Genomic DNA, 17,324 nt, shown 5'->3' with positions numbered 1-17,324 from the left:
GCGCCGCTGTTCAGCGAATAATCGGTATTTTGAAAGAGAAGATTTTGAGCCAAGCCAACAGTCCCTTGCAGGTGCGGGTTTATTGGGAAGACACCGACGCGGGCGGTGTCGTGTTCTATGCTAACTACCTGAAGTTCTTCGAGCGTGCGCGTACCGAGTGGTTGCGTGCACTGGGTGTCTCGCAAAGCGCGTTGCAGGCCGAGCAGGACTGCATCTTTGTCGTGGCGGAAGTGAACCTGCGTTACCTGGCTTCGGCTAGGTTGGATGACCTGTTGAATGTCACCGTGCGGGTAGCGGAGTGTGGCAAGGCATCCATGCTGCTCGAGCAGCAAGCGTGGCGAGACGAAGTGCTGCTGGCCGAAGCGTCGGTCCGAATCGGTTGCGTGAATGCATCCAACCTGCGGCCCCGGCGTATTCCGGAAACCATTCGCCAGCTTTTGTAATCAGGACAGCGGTTTACTTGTCGTCGGGAACCGGGCGGGGCTGTTGCATGATGGCCTCCACCTGTTGCTTGACCTGTTGTGGCGCCTGCTGCAACTGCTGTTGCGAACTCTGTGCAGAACCACCGGTCAATTGCTTCTTGACCAGTACGGACACGATGCCCAGCACGATCAGCAAGCCAACGATTCCCAAAATGCCCTTCATGACGTGCCTTAGGGGGAGGGCTTTATGGATTCAAATGCGGCCCATACCGAATCGCTGAACTTCTCTACGACTTCGGGCTCTGGTACCTCTTCGAAATACACGTTTTGTTTGGCGGCAGCCGCAGGTTCAGATTGCGCTTCAACGGGAACCGGCGGGGTTTCTGTCGCGGGCTTCTTGGGAACCCAGACCCGCTTGATGGGATTGAGCATTTACAGGCTACCTCTTTGCGACTCTTCAAAATCCCGGTTGAAGGCGATTTGTGAATCCTGAAAGTCGTTCCATGCTTCTTCGGAGTCAGACTCAATGGCCTCGGGCACCGGTAAGACGGGTGCAGGTTGCACGGGCGGTGCATCACCGCTTCTGACCAGTTCTTCAAGAAGCGTCTTCAAGTCCTTGTCCATACCAACTCCTGATTTTTATATTGCAGTTGCCAACGCGAGTATAGGTAATTCACACACTTTTACCTCCCGTGTTTCCAATTTTTACATACGGTTGACGCTGGCGGCTTACGATGCGCTTAGGCAAATGCCTCCGCGTCACCTCCCTGCGCGGCAAGCTTTCGGGGCTTGCTTGAACCCAGCCCATTGGCTGGGTTCTCTTTTTTTGTCTCCTGTTGGTTCTCAGGATGTCATGGCCACAAACAGCCGGGTGAGCTTTTCCGGCAGTCGCTCGATCTGGTCGGCGACGGTGAACTGGTTGGCGAATATGTCTTTTACATAGCTGTCTGCTTGCGTGTCCAGGCTGATGCAGTAAGTGCAGATACCTTGCGCGCGCAACTCGATGACGGCCTTGCGCGCATCTTCTACCAATAGCTGCTGGTCTTGTACGTCTACATCGGATGGCCTGCCATCGGTCAGCACCAGCAGGATTTTCTTGTCGGTCTTCTGCGCAGCCAGCGTGTGGGCGGCATGACGCATCGCCGCGCCCATGCGGGTGGAATACGCAGCTTGCACGGCCGCCAGTCGCGCTTTCACCTGATCATCCCAGTGTTCGCCAAATCCTTTCAAATGCATATAGCGCAGGTCATGACGTGTATTCGAATGAAAACCTGCAATCGCCAATGGATCGCCCAGTTGCTCAATTGACCAGGCCAGCAGAGCCACGGCTTCCTGGCTCAACTCCAACAGGCTTTGTCCTGAGCCTGGCACCTTCTGGTTCAATGATTCGGACAGGTCCAGCAACAGCGTGACCGCAATGCTGCGTCCATTGCTGCGGTGGCTCTGGGTGATGCGCCCATCGGGTTGTATTCCGCAGTGGTGGTCAATCTGGGCTTGCAAGGCGACATCCAGATCCAGTTCGCTGCCATCCTCCTGGTAACGTAGCCGCACCTTGTCCTGTGGTTTGACGAGATCCAACAAGCGCTTGAGCTGCTTGGCCAGCACGGCGTGCTTCTGAAGCAGTTGGTCAATGTCACTGGCTCTCCCACTGCCGTGCAGGCATTCATACAGGCTGACCCAGTCCGGCCGGTACGTTTGGCTGGCGTAGTCCCACTCCGGGTAGAGGCGGGGTGGCAGCCTTTGCACCTCTTGTTGCTGCGTATGCGCATACGGTCTGTCAAAGTTCTCCTCATCGTCGCTGAGTTCGTGGAATTTCCAGAGGTGGCGGTTGTCGTCGCGATAGCCCACGTGGGTATGGTCAAACCAGGTGTCGGCAAGCTGGTCGCTCTGCTGACGCGTGCGCGCCAGGTACTGCAGGGCCAGTGCGCTGATTTCCGTGGTGCAGGAAGGGCCAGGGGCCAGCAGCGCATGAAAGTGCGCCACACACGTCAGCAGGTCCGGATCGGTATAACCATGGTCCGGATACAGCAGTGCGCGCGACAGCATCGTGAGCCGATGGCGCAGGCAGGAGTGGGTGGCCGGGTTGCACGCGCCTAGAAGTGGGGCAGGGTGCAGGGCGCGCAAAGTCTTGCGCAGTCCGGGGTACAACCGCATGGTCAGCAGGTCCACCCGCGCGTCTTCCAGGCATTCGATGGTCAAGCGCTGCGCCGGGCTGAAGTTGTCGGCATGGATGGCAGTGCTCCAGCGTTTGTGCGCAGCCATGTGCGCCAGCGCTGCGCGGTAGCGGTCCAGACCGCTGATGCTGGCTTCTGCCTCATACACATCGGGCAGGCGTATGCCTTCGCCATCGAAATACGGTTGCGCAACCTGCTGCGGTAGGGACTCGTCCAAGGGGGCCGTGCTGTAGGGAATCAGCAGTGCGCCGTCATCCCACAATGCTTGCAGGTACATGTCTAGCACACGCATGTGGTCCACCAGCAGGGTTCCGTGACGCTCGCGCTGCAGCACGGCACGGCTGTCTGCGCTCTGCAGGGCAAAGTAGTCACGCTGCTGCTCGGGCTGATGGCCGTAATGGCGCACGCCATAGGCGGTCCAGGCCTGCAGGCCTTCCAGCGACAGGGTCTGCAGCACTTGCGGTGCCGTTTCGAAGAAGGTGGACAGGCAGGGGCTGGCATAGGTCTTGTGGATGCCGTGGATGGAGCCGCTGGTGGCATCCATGGTGTAGCGGCACAGTGCAAAGTAGTCCTGCATCTGCGCAATGGCGGGCAGCCTGCGTGCCACCGCCGGCAGCGCCTGCAGGAAGGGCGCAATGCTGCGCCCGTTGGGCGACTTGTTGATGCTGTGCACAGTCGTCATGACGGCAGACAGAGCCTCCTCACCCAATATCTGCGCTGTCTGCGGCCAGGCCTGCAGAAAGTTGAGCAGCGGATCCGGGCCGCGCCCCAGTTTGCCAAGCTGCGCGCAGGCGTCCACGAAGTCCTGCAGGCCCTGCTTCGTCAGCAGTTCCTCTGCTTGCAGCAAGCAGTCGTCCACCACAGCCGCCACTTGCGCAAAGCCGCAGGCCACGCGCTCATGCAAAGACGCTGTCAATGGCATGGTCCAGCGTCGCGCGGATATCGGCGTCGTCGGTGATGGGGCGTACCAGTGCCATGCGGCAAGCGTCACGTGCGCCCACGCCAGCCTGCATGAGCGTGGCCGCATACACCAGCAGCCGCGTGGAGATGCCCTCGTCCAGACCATGGCCCTTGAGGCGGCGCCCGGCCTGACCCACCTGCACCAGTTGCAGCGCTTGGGCCTCGGGCAGCCCGGTTTCCGTCTGCAGAATGCCGGCTTCCACAGCGGGCAGGGGATAGTCAAAGTCAAAGCCCACAAAGCGCTGTTTGGTGGATTGTTTGAGGTCCTTCATCAGGCTCTGGTAGCCCGGGTTGTAGGAGATCACCAAATGAAAGTCCGCATGCGCCTGGATCAACTCGCCATGCTTGTCCAGCGGCAACTGGCGCCGGTGGTCGGTCAGCGGGTGGATGACCACGGTAGTGTCTTGCCGCGCCTCCACGATTTCATCCAGGTAGCAAATGGCGCCTATGCGCGCTGCGGTGGTTAGCAGGCCGTCCAGCCAGCGCGTGCCGTTGGCTTCCAGCAGGTAGCGGCCCAGCAGGTCGGAGGCGGTCATGTCTTCGTTGCAGGCCACGGTGATCAGCGGCTTGCCCAGCTTCCACGCCATGTACTCCACAAAGCGCGACTTGCCGCAACCCGTGGGCCCCTTGAGCATGACCGGCAGGCGCGCCGCATAGGCGCTCTCGTACAGCGCCACCTCATTGCCCTGCGCCTGGTAGAAAGGCTGGTTCGTGATGCGGTAGGCAGTGGTATCGGCCATGGTGGCTGTCTCTGTGGGGTAAATGCCTCAGGCGTGCGTGCCCAGCTTGTCGCGCCAGCCGGGGTAGATCTTGTCGGCGTCGCCGGGGAAGGACGCAAACGCGCGGGCAAACTCCTTGTGCTCCTTGGCAAACGCAATCGGATCCGCGCCGCTCTTCCAACATTCATACGACTGGCGCAGCGAAATGGCGCCTGCCGCCGGGCTGTCGATGTGGCCGTACGAGCCGCCACCGGAGGTGTTGATGACATTGCCGTGGCCCAGGTTCTTGAAGAAGCCCGGCAGGCGCAGCGCATTCATGCCGCCGGAGATGATGGGTGTGGTGGGCTTCATGCCGTACCACTTCTGGTAGTACACCGGGCCCTGGCATTCGTCGCGCTCGATCATGTAGGCAATCTGTCGGTCGTCGTTCTCTCCTTCCATCTTGCCGTAGCCCATGGTGCCCACGTGGATGCCCGAGGCGCCTTGCAGCCGCGCAATCTTGGCCAGCACAAAGGCGGTGTAACCGCGCTTGGCCGAGGGCGAGGTGATCATGCCGTGGCCGGCACGGTGGTAATGCAGGTATTGGCCGGGATACTGGCGCCGTGCCGTGGTGATCATGCCCGGACCGCCCACAAAGCCGTCCACCAGAAAAGCTACCTTGTCGGCGTCGGAGCCAAAGGTCTCCAGGATGAAGTCGGCGCGTGCACACATCTCATAGTGGTCATCTGCCGTGATGTTGGCGGAAAACAGCTTGGGTTGGCCGGTCTCGTCCTGCGCGCGCTTGAGGGCATCGGCCACCAGCGGGATGGTCTTCTTCAGCGGTGCAAAGGTCTGGTTGCCCTGCGGCTCGTCGTTCTTGATGAAGTCACCACCCAGCCAGAACTGGTAGGCCGCATGCGCAAACGGCTCGGGGCGCAGGCCGAGCTTGGGCTTGATGATGGTGCCGGCAATGTAGCCGCCATCCTTGAGTGGGCGGCCCAGGATGCGCCACAGGTCCGAGATGTCCTTGGCCGGGCCGTCAAACAGCTGGACGGCCCGCTCGGGCATGTAGAAGTCATGGATTTTGGCGTGCTGGATGTCGCCCATGCCCTGGTTGTTGCCGATCACCAGCGTGAGGAAGGACACGATCATCATGCGCCCGTCGGTCAGATTGCGGTCGAACAGGTCCAGCGGATAGGCAATGCGCATGTCCTCGGTGGCCTCGTCGATGTAATAGACCAACGCGTCCACACCACGGGTGAAGTCATCGGTGGTGCTCACTTCCACATTGGTCCCGGTGGATGACTCCGCCGCAAAGTGCGCCGCCGCTTCCAGGTAGCCATGCCCTGCCTTGGGCTTCATGCGGTAGGCCACCAGAATGTGTTTGCCACCGGCAATGAGCTCGTCTTCTTTCAGGCTCAGGTCCGCATAGCGGTTGGATTGGTCCATTTTTTTTGCTCCGTTGAGTGCAGGGAATTGCTGTCTACGGAGCGGACTATAGAGACGCCCATTCATCATGAAAATTCAATTTAAATGTGTGGCGAATCAGGTTTTTCTGATGGTTTTCAAGGCAGCGTGAATACTGATGACGTGCCAGGCCCGATGCCACAGCGGCCTCTATGCCCGTGAGGCTGTGGCAGCCAAAGCCAAACGCAATACGCCAGCAAGTAGCCTACGGTTGGCCATGGCCATTTGCCGTGGAGTCTCCCGGAAAAAGGAATTTGCTCTAGGGGACTATGTCCTAAGAGTCATCGGGAGTGCCTATGTGTTATGGTCATTGCGCCAATTGCATCTGATTGATTCAGGTCAGTGCGATTTATTGGAGCGGTGACACCATGAGCTTCGCTGGAGGGTAAGAAGATGGGCAAGAAAATTGACAACCTGCGCAGCGTTGTGCAGGACTTGGAAACTCGATACGGCAAAGACGACCTTGATGTTCAGCGATTGCAATCAGAGTTGCATGCATTGGAGCAGGTCAAGGAGCGGAGAGTTGTTGATCGTCGTGCGGCCACACCGCACAAGCACAACTTTCAATCGCTCGCCAAACAGCATTTCCATGCATCCAAGCTAGGTGATTTGCACTAGCTGACGTGGCTAGTTGGCATGAGTAAGTGCCAAGGCGATGAGGAAGGTGAGCATTCCAAGGCCCAACGCGAGCAAGCCAAAGTAGCCGATCTTTTGCGAAGGGTCAATGGATGGGTGCGGTCCAAAGACGATAGCAATCACACCAAGTATCACGAGTGCTGCCGATAGGTAGAAAGCCGGGTTCACAGTGGTTGCCTCCGTTGGACCTTGGTGCCTTCATCGTTGGTACACAGACAGTACGTAAGATAGCAGTGCCACCGTATTGGCACTCCATACCGCACTCAGTGGCAATGCAAACAACAGCCAAGGCATTGCAGCCATTCAAACGCTATTGTCACTGCGCGTGCGCGTAGAGCTATTGGTAAGCCTGCATTCCAGGAGCAGAAGTCGATCCGATTTGGAGCATGATTTGCGAGACTTGAGTCACATGCCCGCTTAGGCTTGCAAGGAATTGCGCTTTTTGAGTGCAGCACCGATCAGACCAATTCCCGCCAGCAGCATGGCAACGCTGGTGGGTTCGGGAACGGGGGCCACGTCGACGCGCAGGCCAAACTGATAGGCACTGGCTCCACTTTGGTACGAGTCATACCCGTTCCCTGAGGTAATTGCTGTGCGTGTCAAAGGCGTTCCTGTGGCGAACTGTGGGGCGACGAGGTTGGAGCCCTGTGTATCGCTAACTTCCAGGCCAATCCAATATGTCCCGCTGTCCACTGTCCACTGTCCAGTTCAGATTGGATGCCCCGTTCCAGCCGGTGCCCGTAAAGGTCGCAGTGCTGGAATAAAGCTGGGAGCTCACCTTGTTTGCCGACGTGTTGCTATACAGCGTGATGCTGAAGTCGTTGCCACCTGGGAACAGTTGGTCCAGGTATGCAGAGATACTGTTGACTTGATAGGCTTGGTTGAAAGTCACCTGACCGGCCAGCCAGTCGGCACTGTCAACAGCAATCTGGCTGCCTGTATTGTCAGGCGTTCCGGTATTGACGGCCAGTTCGGCGTGGGCAACATTGACAGACAGCAGCAGTGCCAGCAGAGCAGAACCCGCAAATGTTTTGTTCATCATGATGGATATTTCTTTGCGTTCAGTAAGGCAGAACGAAGTTGCTCAGAACGGCGGTGCCGTTGTAGTTTTCATCGAAGCCGTATGCAGTTACTTGAACCTTGCCGCTCTGGTAGACGCGAACCTCGGCCCACGCATACTTACGGTCATTGGGGTTGTTGGTCGTAACCGACGTTTCAAACGGGGAACCACCAGAACCTACCAGCACCTGATAGGAACCACCCAACGGTTGCTGGATGTTGAAGATGTGTTCGTGTCCAGAGAAGTAGGTCGCATGGTTGCTTTCGATCACTTTCCAGAACTCGTCACGATTGCACGCAGTAGCCACAATTGCCACACTTCCATCCGCCGGGTTGGCGCACTTGGCGGTAGTTGCATCAATGCCTGCCAGTTTGGTGATGGCAACTGGTGGCGTTTTGGTGTAGTCCATGTACTTGTACGTATAGGCTGGCTTGTGACCGAATACGAACAGCTTGACGTTGGGGTTGCGTGCTTGGGCGGCAGCGAAATCAGCGGCGAGCCACACAGCAGGCGCGCGACCGTCTACGCCCACCGCATCGGTATTGACGATGGCGAAGTGGCTACCCTTGAAATCAAAGCTGTAGCTCAGACCATACTGGCTGGTTGAATAGGTCTTTGCTGGCTCCGAATTGGCCAGCTTGTCGCCAATTTTTGGATAGTTATTGGCGTCGTAGTAGAGATCAGAGGCGGACGCTCCCGTCACGTTCAGCAAACGGTTGTTATCCAGAATGAGATCAACCATGTTGTCGCGCCAGATCGCCTCATTGCCTGGTTGGGCGGTTTTGGCAGGTGTGCAGCTCTTGCACTGTGTTTCATGATTTCCAGGAACAGGAACCACGTAGGTGCCAGTCTCAAACAGATTGGCCACCATCCCACGCCAGAAGGCGTACTGTGCATAAAAATCCGTGGTGTCCGTCGTCAAACCGGAAGGCAGATTGGCCGGCGTCCAGACTCCGCCCACATTGGTGGTCTTGTATGGTGTCAGGTCCGTGCCATTGCCATATCCCATGACCATATCGCCATTGAAGAACAGCAGATTGGCTTTATGGGACGAGATGGTACGCATGATTCGCGACCATGCTTTGGTGTTCTGCAGCCACTTCGCATCCTGCGCAGTTACTCCTCCTTGTGCGACTTGAGAGGGGTCCAGGGTAATGGGATCCTGGCGGGAATCTCCAACGGTTGCAAAAGTGAGGATGACTGGATCATCAGCGAGAGCCGAGGTGGACACAGTGAGCGCGGCTGATGCGGCAAGTGCAAGGACAAATTTGGACAGGGTTGGATTTTTCATGGGTTCCATCTTTAGACTGATAAATGCAATAGCCCGCGGGCGTACCACGCATCCCTGAAATCAGGTCAGCGGCTCATCGTATGGATCAATTGTTACGAGAGATGCATCCACTCATGTGCGGAGCGTAGTACGTTTGGCCAAAGTACAAGCCCATTTGCGCGACGTACTACATGGCCTGCATCGGCAGAGACACTCAGGACGATGCCCGGATCGGCGTCGCCGCTCGATGCGAAAAAGTTGATGGCTCGTGCGTTTCGCACTGGCGGTGGTCCTTAAGACATAAACCAAGGCCGACCGTGCGTTCGGCGTTATTGGGCCAGCGTGAATGTCAAACCAAATATGCGGAGAGCCAAGTTTTGCATGGGGGCGGTCAGTATTGACTCGCTGTAATTGAGCATTCCTATCGTATTGACATATGCCAATGTAACAATTAATGGGAAAAAGTTACATTTCACCCGAATGGGGGATGCGTAGCTGGTGCTTCATCAATAGACTGAAAGAAATGCAGTATTCATATCGCCATCCAGACGCAAACGTTGCGGAAACCAAGGGTCCGGCGGAATCCGCGCGCCCAGAGATCAAGTCTATTGACCTGGTGGAGCGGCGAAAGTTTGTACGGACGTTACCTGTGCCGGAAGCGTTCGAAAGCAATGACGAGGAGTCCTGGAGACTTTGGACTCAAGCCTTGGATAAGTAGTCTTTCAATGCGGTCCACTCTTTACTGAAATTCAGCAATACGGCTCCAATAGCGTAAATACAGAAATTGCAAAATCCAACCAATACCGTCGTGGAGGGGTACCAGCAATCGCTGGATCGCGCCGAGCGTGTTTATGCAACGCTCCCGCTTGGGTATGGGGCTGCGGGGGCAACCACGCAGAATATCAGCGCCACCGGTGTCCTGTTTTCAACGAACGAGGATGCCGAGCTTGGATCGACAGTGACATTCACCGTAGAAGTCGTGTTGGACGGTAGAAGGCTGAATCTGGTATGTGAGGGGAAGGTGGTTCGGGTCGAACATCAAAACGGGAGAACCAGTGTGGCCGCAAGACTGTCTGATTCCTTTTTTGAAGTCGCCTGACCACATCTCACGGGTCCTTCCAGACTACCCCACCCGCTGAATGAACTCCGTGACAGCATCAAGCTGATGCGCAACATTGAGTGCTGGCGCATGGCCGCAGCCCGGCACTTCTAGCACCCGCAACTGTGCATGCTGGCCGGGGCCCCGGCTGCGCATCTGGTCTACCGTTTCGGGCAGCACGAGGTCGGAGTCTGCGCCGCGCAGCAGCAGTACTGGGATGGTCAGTGCATCGTAGTGTTGCCAGATCAGGTAGTCGTCCGGATGGTGGAAAAACTGGCCGACCATGGCAGGGTCATAGTGCGGGGTGACGCGGCCGTCCGGCAGGCGGCGTGTGGAACTCTCGGCCAGGCGGCGCCACTGCGCATCGCTGAGCCAGCCGAAGGGTTTGTAGGCCTGGCGGAAGAAGGCTTCGAGTTCGCGCACGGTGGCAAAGGCGGGCGGGTTGCCTGCATAGGCCTTGATGCGTTCAATGGCCGACTGGGCCAGTTGCGGCGCGTTGTCGTTGAGCACCAGGCTCTTGATCCGTTGCTTCATGGTGGGCGCATAAAGGCCCGAGGCACAGACGGTGCCGATGGCGCCGCCCATGGAGGTGCCAACCCAATGCGCAGACTGGATTCCCAGGGCATCAAACAGCCCTGCAGCCAGCCGTGCATAGAAGGCCAGGCAATATTCGTTGTGCGGGTCCGGGCTCCACTGGCTGTAACCGCGGCCCAGCGTGTCGGGGCAGATCACGCGGTAGCCGCGCTCGGCCAGGTGCATGGCCAGCTCGTCCATGTCGCGCCCGGTGCGCGCCAGCCCATGCCAGGCAATGACGACCGGGCCCTGGGCCGGTCCCCAGTCCATGTAGTGGATCTCGCGACCGGCGCAGAGAGCGTATTCCGAATGGGACTCAATGGCCATGAGATTCTCCTTGGCGGCGCAGGCGTCCCACCATGCCGGTGGGGAAGTAGTAAACCGAGAGCACAAACAGCAGGCCCAGCCACAACATCCAGCGGTCGGGCGAGAGCAGCGCGGAGAGCAGGGGCAGGGCGGTGGTGGCTTCGCTACCCAGGCGCAGCAGATCCTGCAGATAGCTTTGGGCCACCAGAAAGACCACCGAGCCCACGAGGGCGCCGTAGATCGTGCCCATGCCGCCGATTACCACGATGAGCAGCACGTCCATCATGATTTCGAAAGACAGCGAAGTGTCGGGCCCGTTGTAGCGCAGCCAGAGCGCCAGCATGACGCCGGCCAGCGTGGCAAACAGGGCGGACAGCACGCTCGACAGCGTGCGATACACGACCACCCGGTAGCCTATGGCCTCGGCGCGGAATTCGTTTTCGCGAATGGCCTGCAGCACCCGGCCAAAAGGCGAGTTGACGATACGCAGTAGCGCCAGCGTCAGCAGCACAGCCACCACAAAAAGCAAGTAATAGCAGATCACCCGGCCATCGATGGTCAGGCCCAGCACGGGTTCGTCAAAGGGTTCAAAGCTGGGCATTAGCCACAGCGGCAGCTTGAAGCTTAGGCCGTCCTCACCGCCGGTCACATCCGATAGCTGGGACGCCAGCGTTTGGAAGGCGGAGGCCACGGCCAGCGTGATCATGGCAAAGAAGATGGCGCGAACCCGCAATGAAAACAGGCCGACGGCCAAGGCCAGCAGCAGCGACAACAACAGCGACGCCCCCGTGCCGATGGCCAGTGCACCCCAGGTCGGGCCGAGGCTGGTAGTGGCAATTGCCACGCCATACGCGCCTATGCCAAAAAACATGGTGTGCGCAAAGCTGACGATGCCGGTGTAGCCCAGCAGCAGGTCAAAGCTGGCCACCAGCACCACGAAGGTAAGCACCTTGGCCGCCACGCTCAGCGCCTTGACGCTGGGCACCACAAAGGGTGCGGCAGCCAGCGCGAGCAGCAGCAGCACCAGGATCACGGCCAGCACACGGCTGCGCGGATAGTCGTTGGAAATGATGCGAGCAAACATGGGTTGGTCCTCAGCGGTTCGCTACCGGGTAGACCCCTTGCGGGCGCCAGAGCAGGATGGCCACCATCAAGGCGATGTTGGAAAACAGCGCCACCTTGGGCACCAGAAAGCCGGTGTAGTTGGCCATCAGGCCAACCAGCAGCGAGCCGATCAACGCGCCACCGGTGGAACCCAGGCCGCCAATGATGATGACGATGAAGATCAGCACATTGACCTGCGCGCCCATTTGCGGGATCACGTTCTGCTGGTAGAGGCCCCACATCACGCCGCCCAGCCCCGCGAGCGCGCTACCCATGACAAATACGCCAACAAAGAGCCGCCGTATGCGGTAGCCCAGGGCCTCGACCATCTCGCGGTCCTGCACACCGGCGCGGATGAGCAGGCCGATCTTGGTCCTGGACAGGGTCCAAGCCTGGGCCGCAAACACGGCCAGCCCCACCGCCACCACCACCAGCCGGTATTTCTCGACGGCAGCTTCACCAAAGATCAGGGAACCCCGCATGGCCTGGGGCAGGGGCAGCGGAATCTGCTGCGGGCCCCAGATCACCTTGATCAGCTCCTCACCGATGATCATGCCGCCCATGGTGATGAGAATCTGCTTGAGGTGCTGGCCATAGACGGGCCGCACGATGAAGCGCTCAAAGGCCAGTCCCAATGCACCGGCCACCGCCATGGCCACCAGCATGGCCGGGAACAGTGCCACCAAGTTGCGCCAGAGCTGGTCCGATCCGGTCCAGTCGCCCATGGCGCCCAGCACGCTGGTGGCCACAAAGGCGCCCAGCGCAATGAATACGCCATGGCCGAAGTTCAGCACGTCCATCAGCCCGAAGACCAGTGTCAGACCGGAGGCAATGATGAAGACGATCATGCCCATGGCAAGACCGGCAACGGTGAGTGTCAACCAGGTGGAGCCCGAGCCCACCAGGGGCAATGCCAGCAGTGCCAGCAGGGGCACCAGAAGCAGAGGCTTGAAGTCGAAGTTCGGTTTCATGATTCCTCTTTCCTCACAGTGCCAGACCCAGCAGCGAGCGCTGCAGTGCCTCGTCTTCGGCCAGGGCCTGCATGCTTCCGGCATGCACTACCTTGCCGTCGTCCATCACCGCCACGGTATCGCCCAGGCGCTTGGCGAAGTGGATGTTCTGCTCCACCAGCAGAATGGTGGTGCCGCTGGCCTTGAGCTGCTGGAAGGCATCGATCATGTTGTTGATCATCACGGGCGCGAGCCCCTTGCTCGGCTCGTCGATGATGAGCAGGTCGCGTGGCTCCACGATGGCGCGCGAGACAGCCAGCATCTGTTTCTGCCCGCCCGAGAGTTTGCCGGCCGGATGGTTCCAGAACTTCTCGACCGCGGGGAAGAGCTGGAATATCCATTGCAACCGGGCCGCATCGATCTGGCGCAGGTTGCTGGCCTTGCGGGCTGCCAGCAGCATGTTTTCCTTGACGGTGAGGTCGGAGAAGATGCCCATGTTCTCTGGCACGTAGGCAATGTTGAGTCCGGCGATGTGCGGCGTGTGCAGGCGGGTGATGTCCTGGCCCTTGAACCGGATGCTGCCACCCGATGCGGGCCACAGGCCCATGATGGTGCGCAGCGTGGTGGTCTTGCCCGCGCCATTGCGGCCCAGCAGCATGGTGAGCTGGCCGCGGGGTACGGTGAGGTCCACACCATGCAGGATGTGATAGACCCCGATGTGTGTATGCACGCCCCGGAGTTCGAGCAGGTTGTCGCTCATGCAGCCTCCTTGGCGCTCACGCCCAGATAGGCTTCCTGCACTACCGGCGAGGCAATGATGGCGGCCGGTTCTCCGTCAGCCACCAGGGTGCCGTTGTGCAGCACGATGATGCGGTCGGCAAGCTCCCGTACCACATCCATCTTGTGCTCCACCAGCAGAATGGTCTTGCTCTTGTCTTTCTTCAGCGAGCGGATCAGATTCAGGATCACCGGGGCCTCATCGTGGCTCATGCCAGCCGTGGGTTCGTCAAACATGAATACCTGTGGGTCCAGCGCCATGAGCAGGGCTACTTCCAGCTTGCGCTGGTCACCGTGCGGCAGGCTGGCCACCGGCATGTGCTGCTGTGCGGCCATGGCCACGGACTCCAGAATGTGGTGGGCCCGCTCGGTCAGTTGGGTATGGTCGCTCCAGATGCTCCACAGGTTGATGCCATGGCGATGCGCACCGGGCTGTGCTGCTTGCACGGCCAAGCGCACATTCTCCAGAACGCTGAGGTGGGGGAACAGATTGGTCAGCTGGAAAGCCCGGCCCAGACCGGCACGGGTACGCGCCGAAGCGGGCTTGCCGGAAAGGTCCTGTCCATTGAGCCGCACGCTGCCTGCTGTTGCTGTGAGTTGGCCCGAGATCAGGTTGAAGTAGGTGGTCTTGCCGGCACCATTGGGGCCGACGATGGCAGTCAATGTTCCGGGTGCAAAGCGGCACGAGACAGCATTGACCGCCACGTGGCCGCCGAAGCGGATCGTCAGATCTTGGGTTTCTAGCATGGGGAGTGCCCCCTTCAGTGAAGGGGGTGGTGAAAGTCAGTACAGGATCGGCAAATAGTCAGCGCTGGTTGCGAATCGGAACATTCATCTCTTCGGGTTTGATCTCGCGGATCAGCTCGGGCACACCCCAGGCAAATGCCGGGTCCACCTTGATCTTGAAGTGGTACATGCTCTGCATGGCCTGGTGGTCTTCCTTGCGGAAGGTCATCTTGCCCTTGGGTGTGTCAAAGCTCATGCCTTCCATGGTCTTGATGAGCGTGTTGGCACTGGTGTCGCCATTACTCTTCTTGAGCGCGGTCACCAGGGCCATGGCCGCAGAGAAACCGCCCGCTGTGAAGAAGTCCGGTGGTGCCTTGAACTGCTTGTAGTGCTGGGCCACCATGGCCTCGTTCACCGGGTTCTTGGGAATGCCGAAGTAGTAGTAGGCCGCGCCCTCCATGCCGGGGTAGTTCTTGAAGGACACCATCGCAGGCAAGATGTTGCCGCCCGTGGCGAGTTCAATGCCGTAGCGCTTTTGCAGCTCCAGCTCGGCGAACTTGCCAAAGGGCGGGTTGGCGCCAGCCCACACCACCCAGACGAACTTGCGCGCCGGACTGTCCTTCAGCCGGTCCACGACGCGCTGCAGTCCGGCAGTGAAGTCGGTGGTGGCGGGCGGCAGGAATTCCTCATGTACCAGCTTGGCTTTCTTCAGGGATTCCTTGAAGGCCTTGACGCCATCCTTGCCGAACGCGTTGTCCTGCGCCAGTGTGACGATGCTCACACCCTCCTTGTCCAGTGCCACGGCATTGGCAATCGCATCCTGGCTGCTGTTGCGGCCGGTGCGGAAGATGTACTTGTTCCACTTCTCGCCGGTGATGCTGTCGGCCACGGCAGGTTCCACCAGCAGGATCTTCTTGTATTCCTCGGCGACCGGCAGCATGGCCAGGGCTACGGGTGAGGCGGTCGGGCCCACGGCTAGGTCCACCTTGTCATCTCCGTAGGCCGAGGCCAGCAGGCTCTTGCCCAGGTCGGGCTTGCCTTGGTCATCCTTTTCCAGCACGGTGATCTTCTTGCCTGCCACGGTCATGGTGCCGCCGGTCGCGTAATCCAGGCCCATCATGAATCCAGTCTGGGTCTGCTTGCCATAGGCTTCCAGAGGACCGGTCTTGCTGTAGATGTGGGCGATCTTGATTTCCTTGGACTGGGCCCAGGCCACCGGGGCGGTGAGGGTGCAAAGGGAGGCGAGGGCGATCAGGCCTGCGCGCGCGAACCAGGTGCGGCGTTGCATAGGTGTCTCCGTTGTTGGAATAGGTGAGCCAGTAGAGCATGCTTCATGCCGGGGCATCAATGCCTTGTTTTGCCTCTTTTTCAGGCAAAAATGCGAAAAACTGTCTGAAAGTCAGACGGTATATGTATTGTTTTCAGGCACTTGCTTGAATGTCAGACAGTCGCTCATACAGCTTGGCCCTGGAGATTCCAAGCAATCTGGCTGCCGCCACCTTGTTCCCGTCGGTTGCTTTCATGGCAGTGGCAATGGCCGCCTGCTCGGTTGCGCGGACCTGCTCCGCCAACGGGCGCAGGCCAAGTGCGGGCTGGGCCGGTGGGGGTGCAGCCTCTGGTAAGGTGGCGGGCTTGGCCGAGAGCGCCAGCGGTGGGGAGCCCGCCTCCCGCAGCACACGCTCAATATCGTTGCGCCCTATGGGCCCGCCATCATGGAGTAGCACCGCCTGCTCCAGGGTGTTGCGCAGTTCGCGCACGTTGCCACGCCATTCGCAGGCGCACAGCAGATCGGTCGCCTCGGCGGTGATCTCGGGCAAGGGCCTGCCATTGCGCAGGGCCAGCTCTTCGTTGAGCATCTCCACCAGGGCGGGAATGTCCGAGCGGCGCTCGCGCAGCGGCGGCACGCGAATCGGCAGCACATGCAGGCGGTAATACAGATCTTCCCGGAAACGCCCTTCGCGCATCAGTTGGGACACATCGCGCGAGGTGGCGGCAATCACACGGGCGTCAAAGCGGGTCAGCCGGTTGGAGCCCAGGGGCTCGAATTCCCCCTCCTGCAGCGCACGCAGCAGCTTGGCCTGCAAGGCAAGCGGCATGTCGCCTATCTCGTCCAGGAACAGGGTGCCGCCGTCGGCCAAGCCAAACTTGCCTTCGCGCCCCTTGCGGTCCGCGCCGGTATAGGCCCCCGGCGCCACGCCGAAAAACTCCGCTTCCAACAGGGTGTCGGGGATGGCCGCGATATTGACCGTGACAAACGGCCTCGCCGCCCGTGCCGAGCTGGCGTGGATGGCGTGGGCCAGCAGCTCCTTTCCGGTACCGGTTTCGCCCAGCAGAAGCACCGGGCTGGCCGACTGCGCCGCCCGCCGTGCCAGGCGCTTGACCTCGACCGCCGCCGGGCTGGTGCCGGCAAAGCTGGCAAAGGTGTGCTTGGCCTGGCGCGCGCCTCCACGCTGATGGGCCAGTTCGCGCCGTGCGTCATCCAGTTCCCTATGCAGCGTGGCAAATTTGTTGATCAGGGGCTGTAGCGTGGTCTCGGGGTGGTCGAACAGCACGATTCCCAGCGCGCCTATCACTTCGCCCGCGGCGTCACGCAGCGGGATGCGGCTGACCACAAAGGTGCCGGCTCGGTTGCTCAGCAGGTCGATGAGGATGGGTTTGCCTGTTTCCAGTACTTGGTGCATCTGGGTGTTCTGCACCACGTTCGCCACCGGATGACCCACAAAATCCTCAACCCGTGAAAAACCCAGGGCAGGTAGGAAGCGCTTGTATTGCTCATTGATCCAGACCACGCGCCCGGAGCGGTCCACCAGCAGCATGCCCTCGCTAGCAGTGGCAAAGAGGTCGAACATGGAGCGCGCTGCGAGTTCAAGAATGCTCTGGGCGTCGCGGGGTAGCGAATCGGTAGTTTGCATTCTGTCAATGGTAGCGACTACAAGTGCGCCCATACTATGTCAGTATGATGTTTAAATAACGCAGCACCTGAGCATTTGTTGGTTCGTCGCAGTCAGGTCAGGAGTGTTGCTGGCACAGATGGGACCAAAGCTCTGGCAACAACAGGGGCAGGGGGGTGTCTTCATATGAACAGGACACGGTCAGTCTGCA

19 protein-coding genes are annotated in these 17,324 nt (G+C 59.6%); 3 read left to right on the top strand and 16 right to left on the bottom strand.

The genetic code is table 11. From position 1 onward, the window contains the following. Positions 1-44: 44 nt before the first annotated feature. Positions 45-443: a tol-pal system-associated acyl-CoA thioesterase gene (gene ybgC, locus AC1RMF_RS19185; protein WP_342616639.1), complete on the top strand. Its 399-nt coding sequence runs from the start codon at positions 45-47 to the stop codon at positions 441-443. A gap of 13 nt (positions 444-456) precedes the next feature. Here the strand turns inward: ybgC and AC1RMF_RS19180 are convergent, their stop codons facing one another. From AC1RMF_RS19180 to AC1RMF_RS19155, 6 genes are all read right to left on the bottom strand, one after another. After that, a complete protein-coding gene (locus AC1RMF_RS19180; protein WP_342616640.1) occupies positions 457-645 on the bottom strand; it encodes a hypothetical protein in 189 nt (62 codons plus the stop codon). An 8-nt stretch (positions 646-653) separates the two neighbouring features. Further along, positions 654-854, bottom strand: a complete 201-nt coding sequence (locus tag AC1RMF_RS19175) for a hypothetical protein (RefSeq protein ID WP_342616641.1) — start codon at positions 852-854, stop codon at positions 654-656. Further along, positions 855-1,046 (bottom strand): hypothetical protein, encoded by a 192-nt coding sequence (locus AC1RMF_RS19170; RefSeq protein WP_342616642.1) that lies wholly within the window; start codon positions 1,044-1,046, stop codon positions 855-857. A gap of 219 nt (positions 1,047-1,265) precedes the next feature. Then, a complete protein-coding gene (locus AC1RMF_RS19165) occupies positions 1,266-3,518 on the bottom strand; it encodes a nitric oxide reductase activation protein NorD (protein WP_493143605.1) in 2,253 nt (750 codons plus the stop codon). Further along, the gene (locus tag AC1RMF_RS19160) at positions 3,493-4,296 is read right to left on the bottom strand and encodes a CbbQ/NirQ/NorQ/GpvN family protein (RefSeq protein WP_493143604.1); all 804 of its coding nucleotides are present in this window, start codon (positions 4,294-4,296) and stop codon (positions 3,493-3,495) included. The genes AC1RMF_RS19165 and AC1RMF_RS19160 overlap by 26 nt, the downstream gene beginning before the upstream one ends. 27 nt (positions 4,297-4,323) lie before the next feature. Continuing rightward, positions 4,324-5,703 (bottom strand): ribulose-bisphosphate carboxylase, encoded by a 1,380-nt coding sequence (locus AC1RMF_RS19155; RefSeq protein ID WP_493143603.1) that lies wholly within the window; start codon positions 5,701-5,703, stop codon positions 4,324-4,326. Positions 5,704-6,114: 411 nt separating this feature from the next. Between AC1RMF_RS19155 and AC1RMF_RS19150 the strand changes: the two genes are divergently transcribed. Beyond that, the gene (locus AC1RMF_RS19150) at positions 6,115-6,339 is read left to right on the top strand and encodes a hypothetical protein (RefSeq protein WP_493143602.1); all 225 of its coding nucleotides are present in this window, start codon (positions 6,115-6,117) and stop codon (positions 6,337-6,339) included. Positions 6,340-6,774: 435 nt separating this feature from the next. Here AC1RMF_RS19150 and AC1RMF_RS19145 read toward each other — a convergent pair whose 3' ends face one another. The 3 genes from AC1RMF_RS19145 to AC1RMF_RS19135 are packed head-to-tail and all read right to left on the bottom strand — an operon-like array spanning position 6,775 to position 8,708. After that, positions 6,775-6,960, bottom strand: coding sequence for a PEP-CTERM sorting domain-containing protein (locus AC1RMF_RS19145; protein WP_493143600.1), 186 nt, complete (start codon positions 6,958-6,960; stop codon positions 6,775-6,777). 52 nt (positions 6,961-7,012) lie between these two features. After that, positions 7,013-7,399 (bottom strand): hypothetical protein, encoded by a 387-nt coding sequence (locus AC1RMF_RS19140; protein ID WP_493143598.1) that lies wholly within the window; start codon positions 7,397-7,399, stop codon positions 7,013-7,015. A gap of 19 nt (positions 7,400-7,418) precedes the next feature. Further along, positions 7,419-8,708, bottom strand: a complete 1,290-nt coding sequence (locus tag AC1RMF_RS19135) for a hypothetical protein (RefSeq protein WP_493143596.1) — start codon at positions 8,706-8,708, stop codon at positions 7,419-7,421. A 763-nt stretch (positions 8,709-9,471) separates the two neighbouring features. Here AC1RMF_RS19135 and AC1RMF_RS19130 point away from each other — a divergent pair. Beyond that, a complete protein-coding gene (locus tag AC1RMF_RS19130) occupies positions 9,472-9,786 on the top strand; it encodes a PilZ domain-containing protein (protein ID WP_342616650.1) in 315 nt (104 codons plus the stop codon). Between the two features lie 24 nt (positions 9,787-9,810). Here the strand turns inward: AC1RMF_RS19130 and AC1RMF_RS19125 are convergent, their stop codons facing one another. From AC1RMF_RS19125 to AC1RMF_RS19095, 7 genes are all read right to left on the bottom strand, one after another. Further along, complete coding sequence (locus AC1RMF_RS19125; RefSeq protein WP_493143593.1) at positions 9,811-10,686, bottom strand: alpha/beta fold hydrolase; 876 nt, start codon at positions 10,684-10,686, stop codon at positions 9,811-9,813. Continuing rightward, positions 10,676-11,749 (bottom strand): branched-chain amino acid ABC transporter permease, encoded by a 1,074-nt coding sequence (locus AC1RMF_RS19120; protein WP_493143591.1) that lies wholly within the window; start codon positions 11,747-11,749, stop codon positions 10,676-10,678. The genes AC1RMF_RS19125 and AC1RMF_RS19120 overlap by 11 nt, the downstream gene beginning before the upstream one ends. A gap of 10 nt (positions 11,750-11,759) precedes the next feature. Then, complete coding sequence (locus AC1RMF_RS19115) at positions 11,760-12,740, bottom strand: branched-chain amino acid ABC transporter permease (RefSeq protein WP_493143589.1); 981 nt, start codon at positions 12,738-12,740, stop codon at positions 11,760-11,762. Positions 12,741-12,753: 13 nt separating this feature from the next. Beyond that, positions 12,754-13,479: an ABC transporter ATP-binding protein gene (locus AC1RMF_RS19110; RefSeq protein WP_493143587.1), complete on the bottom strand. Its 726-nt coding sequence runs from the start codon at positions 13,477-13,479 to the stop codon at positions 12,754-12,756. After that, the gene (locus AC1RMF_RS19105) at positions 13,476-14,243 is read right to left on the bottom strand and encodes an ABC transporter ATP-binding protein (RefSeq protein ID WP_493143585.1); all 768 of its coding nucleotides are present in this window, start codon (positions 14,241-14,243) and stop codon (positions 13,476-13,478) included. Before AC1RMF_RS19105 ends, AC1RMF_RS19110 begins: the two co-directional genes overlap by 4 nt. Positions 14,244-14,301: 58 nt before the next feature. Then, positions 14,302-15,510, bottom strand: coding sequence for a substrate-binding domain-containing protein (locus AC1RMF_RS19100; RefSeq protein WP_493143584.1), 1,209 nt, complete (start codon positions 15,508-15,510; stop codon positions 14,302-14,304). 133 nt (positions 15,511-15,643) lie between these two features. Further along, positions 15,644-17,134, bottom strand: a complete 1,491-nt coding sequence (locus tag AC1RMF_RS19095) for a sigma-54 interaction domain-containing protein (RefSeq protein ID WP_493143582.1) — start codon at positions 17,132-17,134, stop codon at positions 15,644-15,646. Positions 17,135-17,324: the final 190 nt, after the last annotated feature.

The sequence above is a fragment of the Rhodoferax sp. GW822-FHT04A08 genome (assembly GCF_058801025.1).
This window is presented reverse-complemented; position numbering and strand designations above follow the sequence as displayed.

Coding starts and splice junctions, on each gene's coding strand:
- AC1RMF_RS19180 (WP_342616640.1), bottom strand. CDS start 645: ATGAAGGGCATTTTGGGAATCGTTGGCTTGCTGATCGTGCTGGGCATC.
- AC1RMF_RS19175 (WP_342616641.1), bottom strand. CDS start 854: ATGCTCAATCCCATCAAGCGGGTCTGGGTTCCCAAGAAGCCCGCGACA.
- AC1RMF_RS19170 (WP_342616642.1), bottom strand. CDS start 1,046: ATGGACAAGGACTTGAAGACGCTTCTTGAAGAACTGGTCAGAAGCGGT.
- AC1RMF_RS19165 (WP_493143605.1), bottom strand. CDS start 3,518: ATGCCATTGACAGCGTCTTTGCATGAGCGCGTGGCCTGCGGCTTTGCG.
- AC1RMF_RS19160 (WP_493143604.1), bottom strand. CDS start 4,296: ATGGCCGATACCACTGCCTACCGCATCACGAACCAGCCTTTCTACCAG.
- AC1RMF_RS19155 (WP_493143603.1), bottom strand. CDS start 5,703: ATGGACCAATCCAACCGCTATGCGGACCTGAGCCTGAAAGAAGACGAG.
- AC1RMF_RS19150 (WP_493143602.1), top strand. CDS start 6,115: ATGGGCAAGAAAATTGACAACCTGCGCAGCGTTGTGCAGGACTTGGAA.
- AC1RMF_RS19140 (WP_493143598.1), bottom strand. CDS start 7,399: ATGATGAACAAAACATTTGCGGGTTCTGCTCTGCTGGCACTGCTGCTG.
- AC1RMF_RS19135 (WP_493143596.1), bottom strand. CDS start 8,708: ATGAAAAATCCAACCCTGTCCAAATTTGTCCTTGCACTTGCCGCATCA.
- AC1RMF_RS19125 (WP_493143593.1), bottom strand. CDS start 10,686: ATGGCCATTGAGTCCCATTCGGAATACGCTCTCTGCGCCGGTCGCGAG.
- AC1RMF_RS19120 (WP_493143591.1), bottom strand. CDS start 11,749: ATGTTTGCTCGCATCATTTCCAACGACTATCCGCGCAGCCGTGTGCTG.
- AC1RMF_RS19115 (WP_493143589.1), bottom strand. CDS start 12,740: ATGAAACCGAACTTCGACTTCAAGCCTCTGCTTCTGGTGCCCCTGCTG.
- AC1RMF_RS19110 (WP_493143587.1), bottom strand. CDS start 13,479: ATGAGCGACAACCTGCTCGAACTCCGGGGCGTGCATACACACATCGGG.
- AC1RMF_RS19105 (WP_493143585.1), bottom strand. CDS start 14,243: ATGCTAGAAACCCAAGATCTGACGATCCGCTTCGGCGGCCACGTGGCG.
- AC1RMF_RS19100 (WP_493143584.1), bottom strand. CDS start 15,510: ATGCAACGCCGCACCTGGTTCGCGCGCGCAGGCCTGATCGCCCTCGCC.
- AC1RMF_RS19095 (WP_493143582.1), bottom strand. CDS start 17,134: ATGCAAACTACCGATTCGCTACCCCGCGACGCCCAGAGCATTCTTGAA.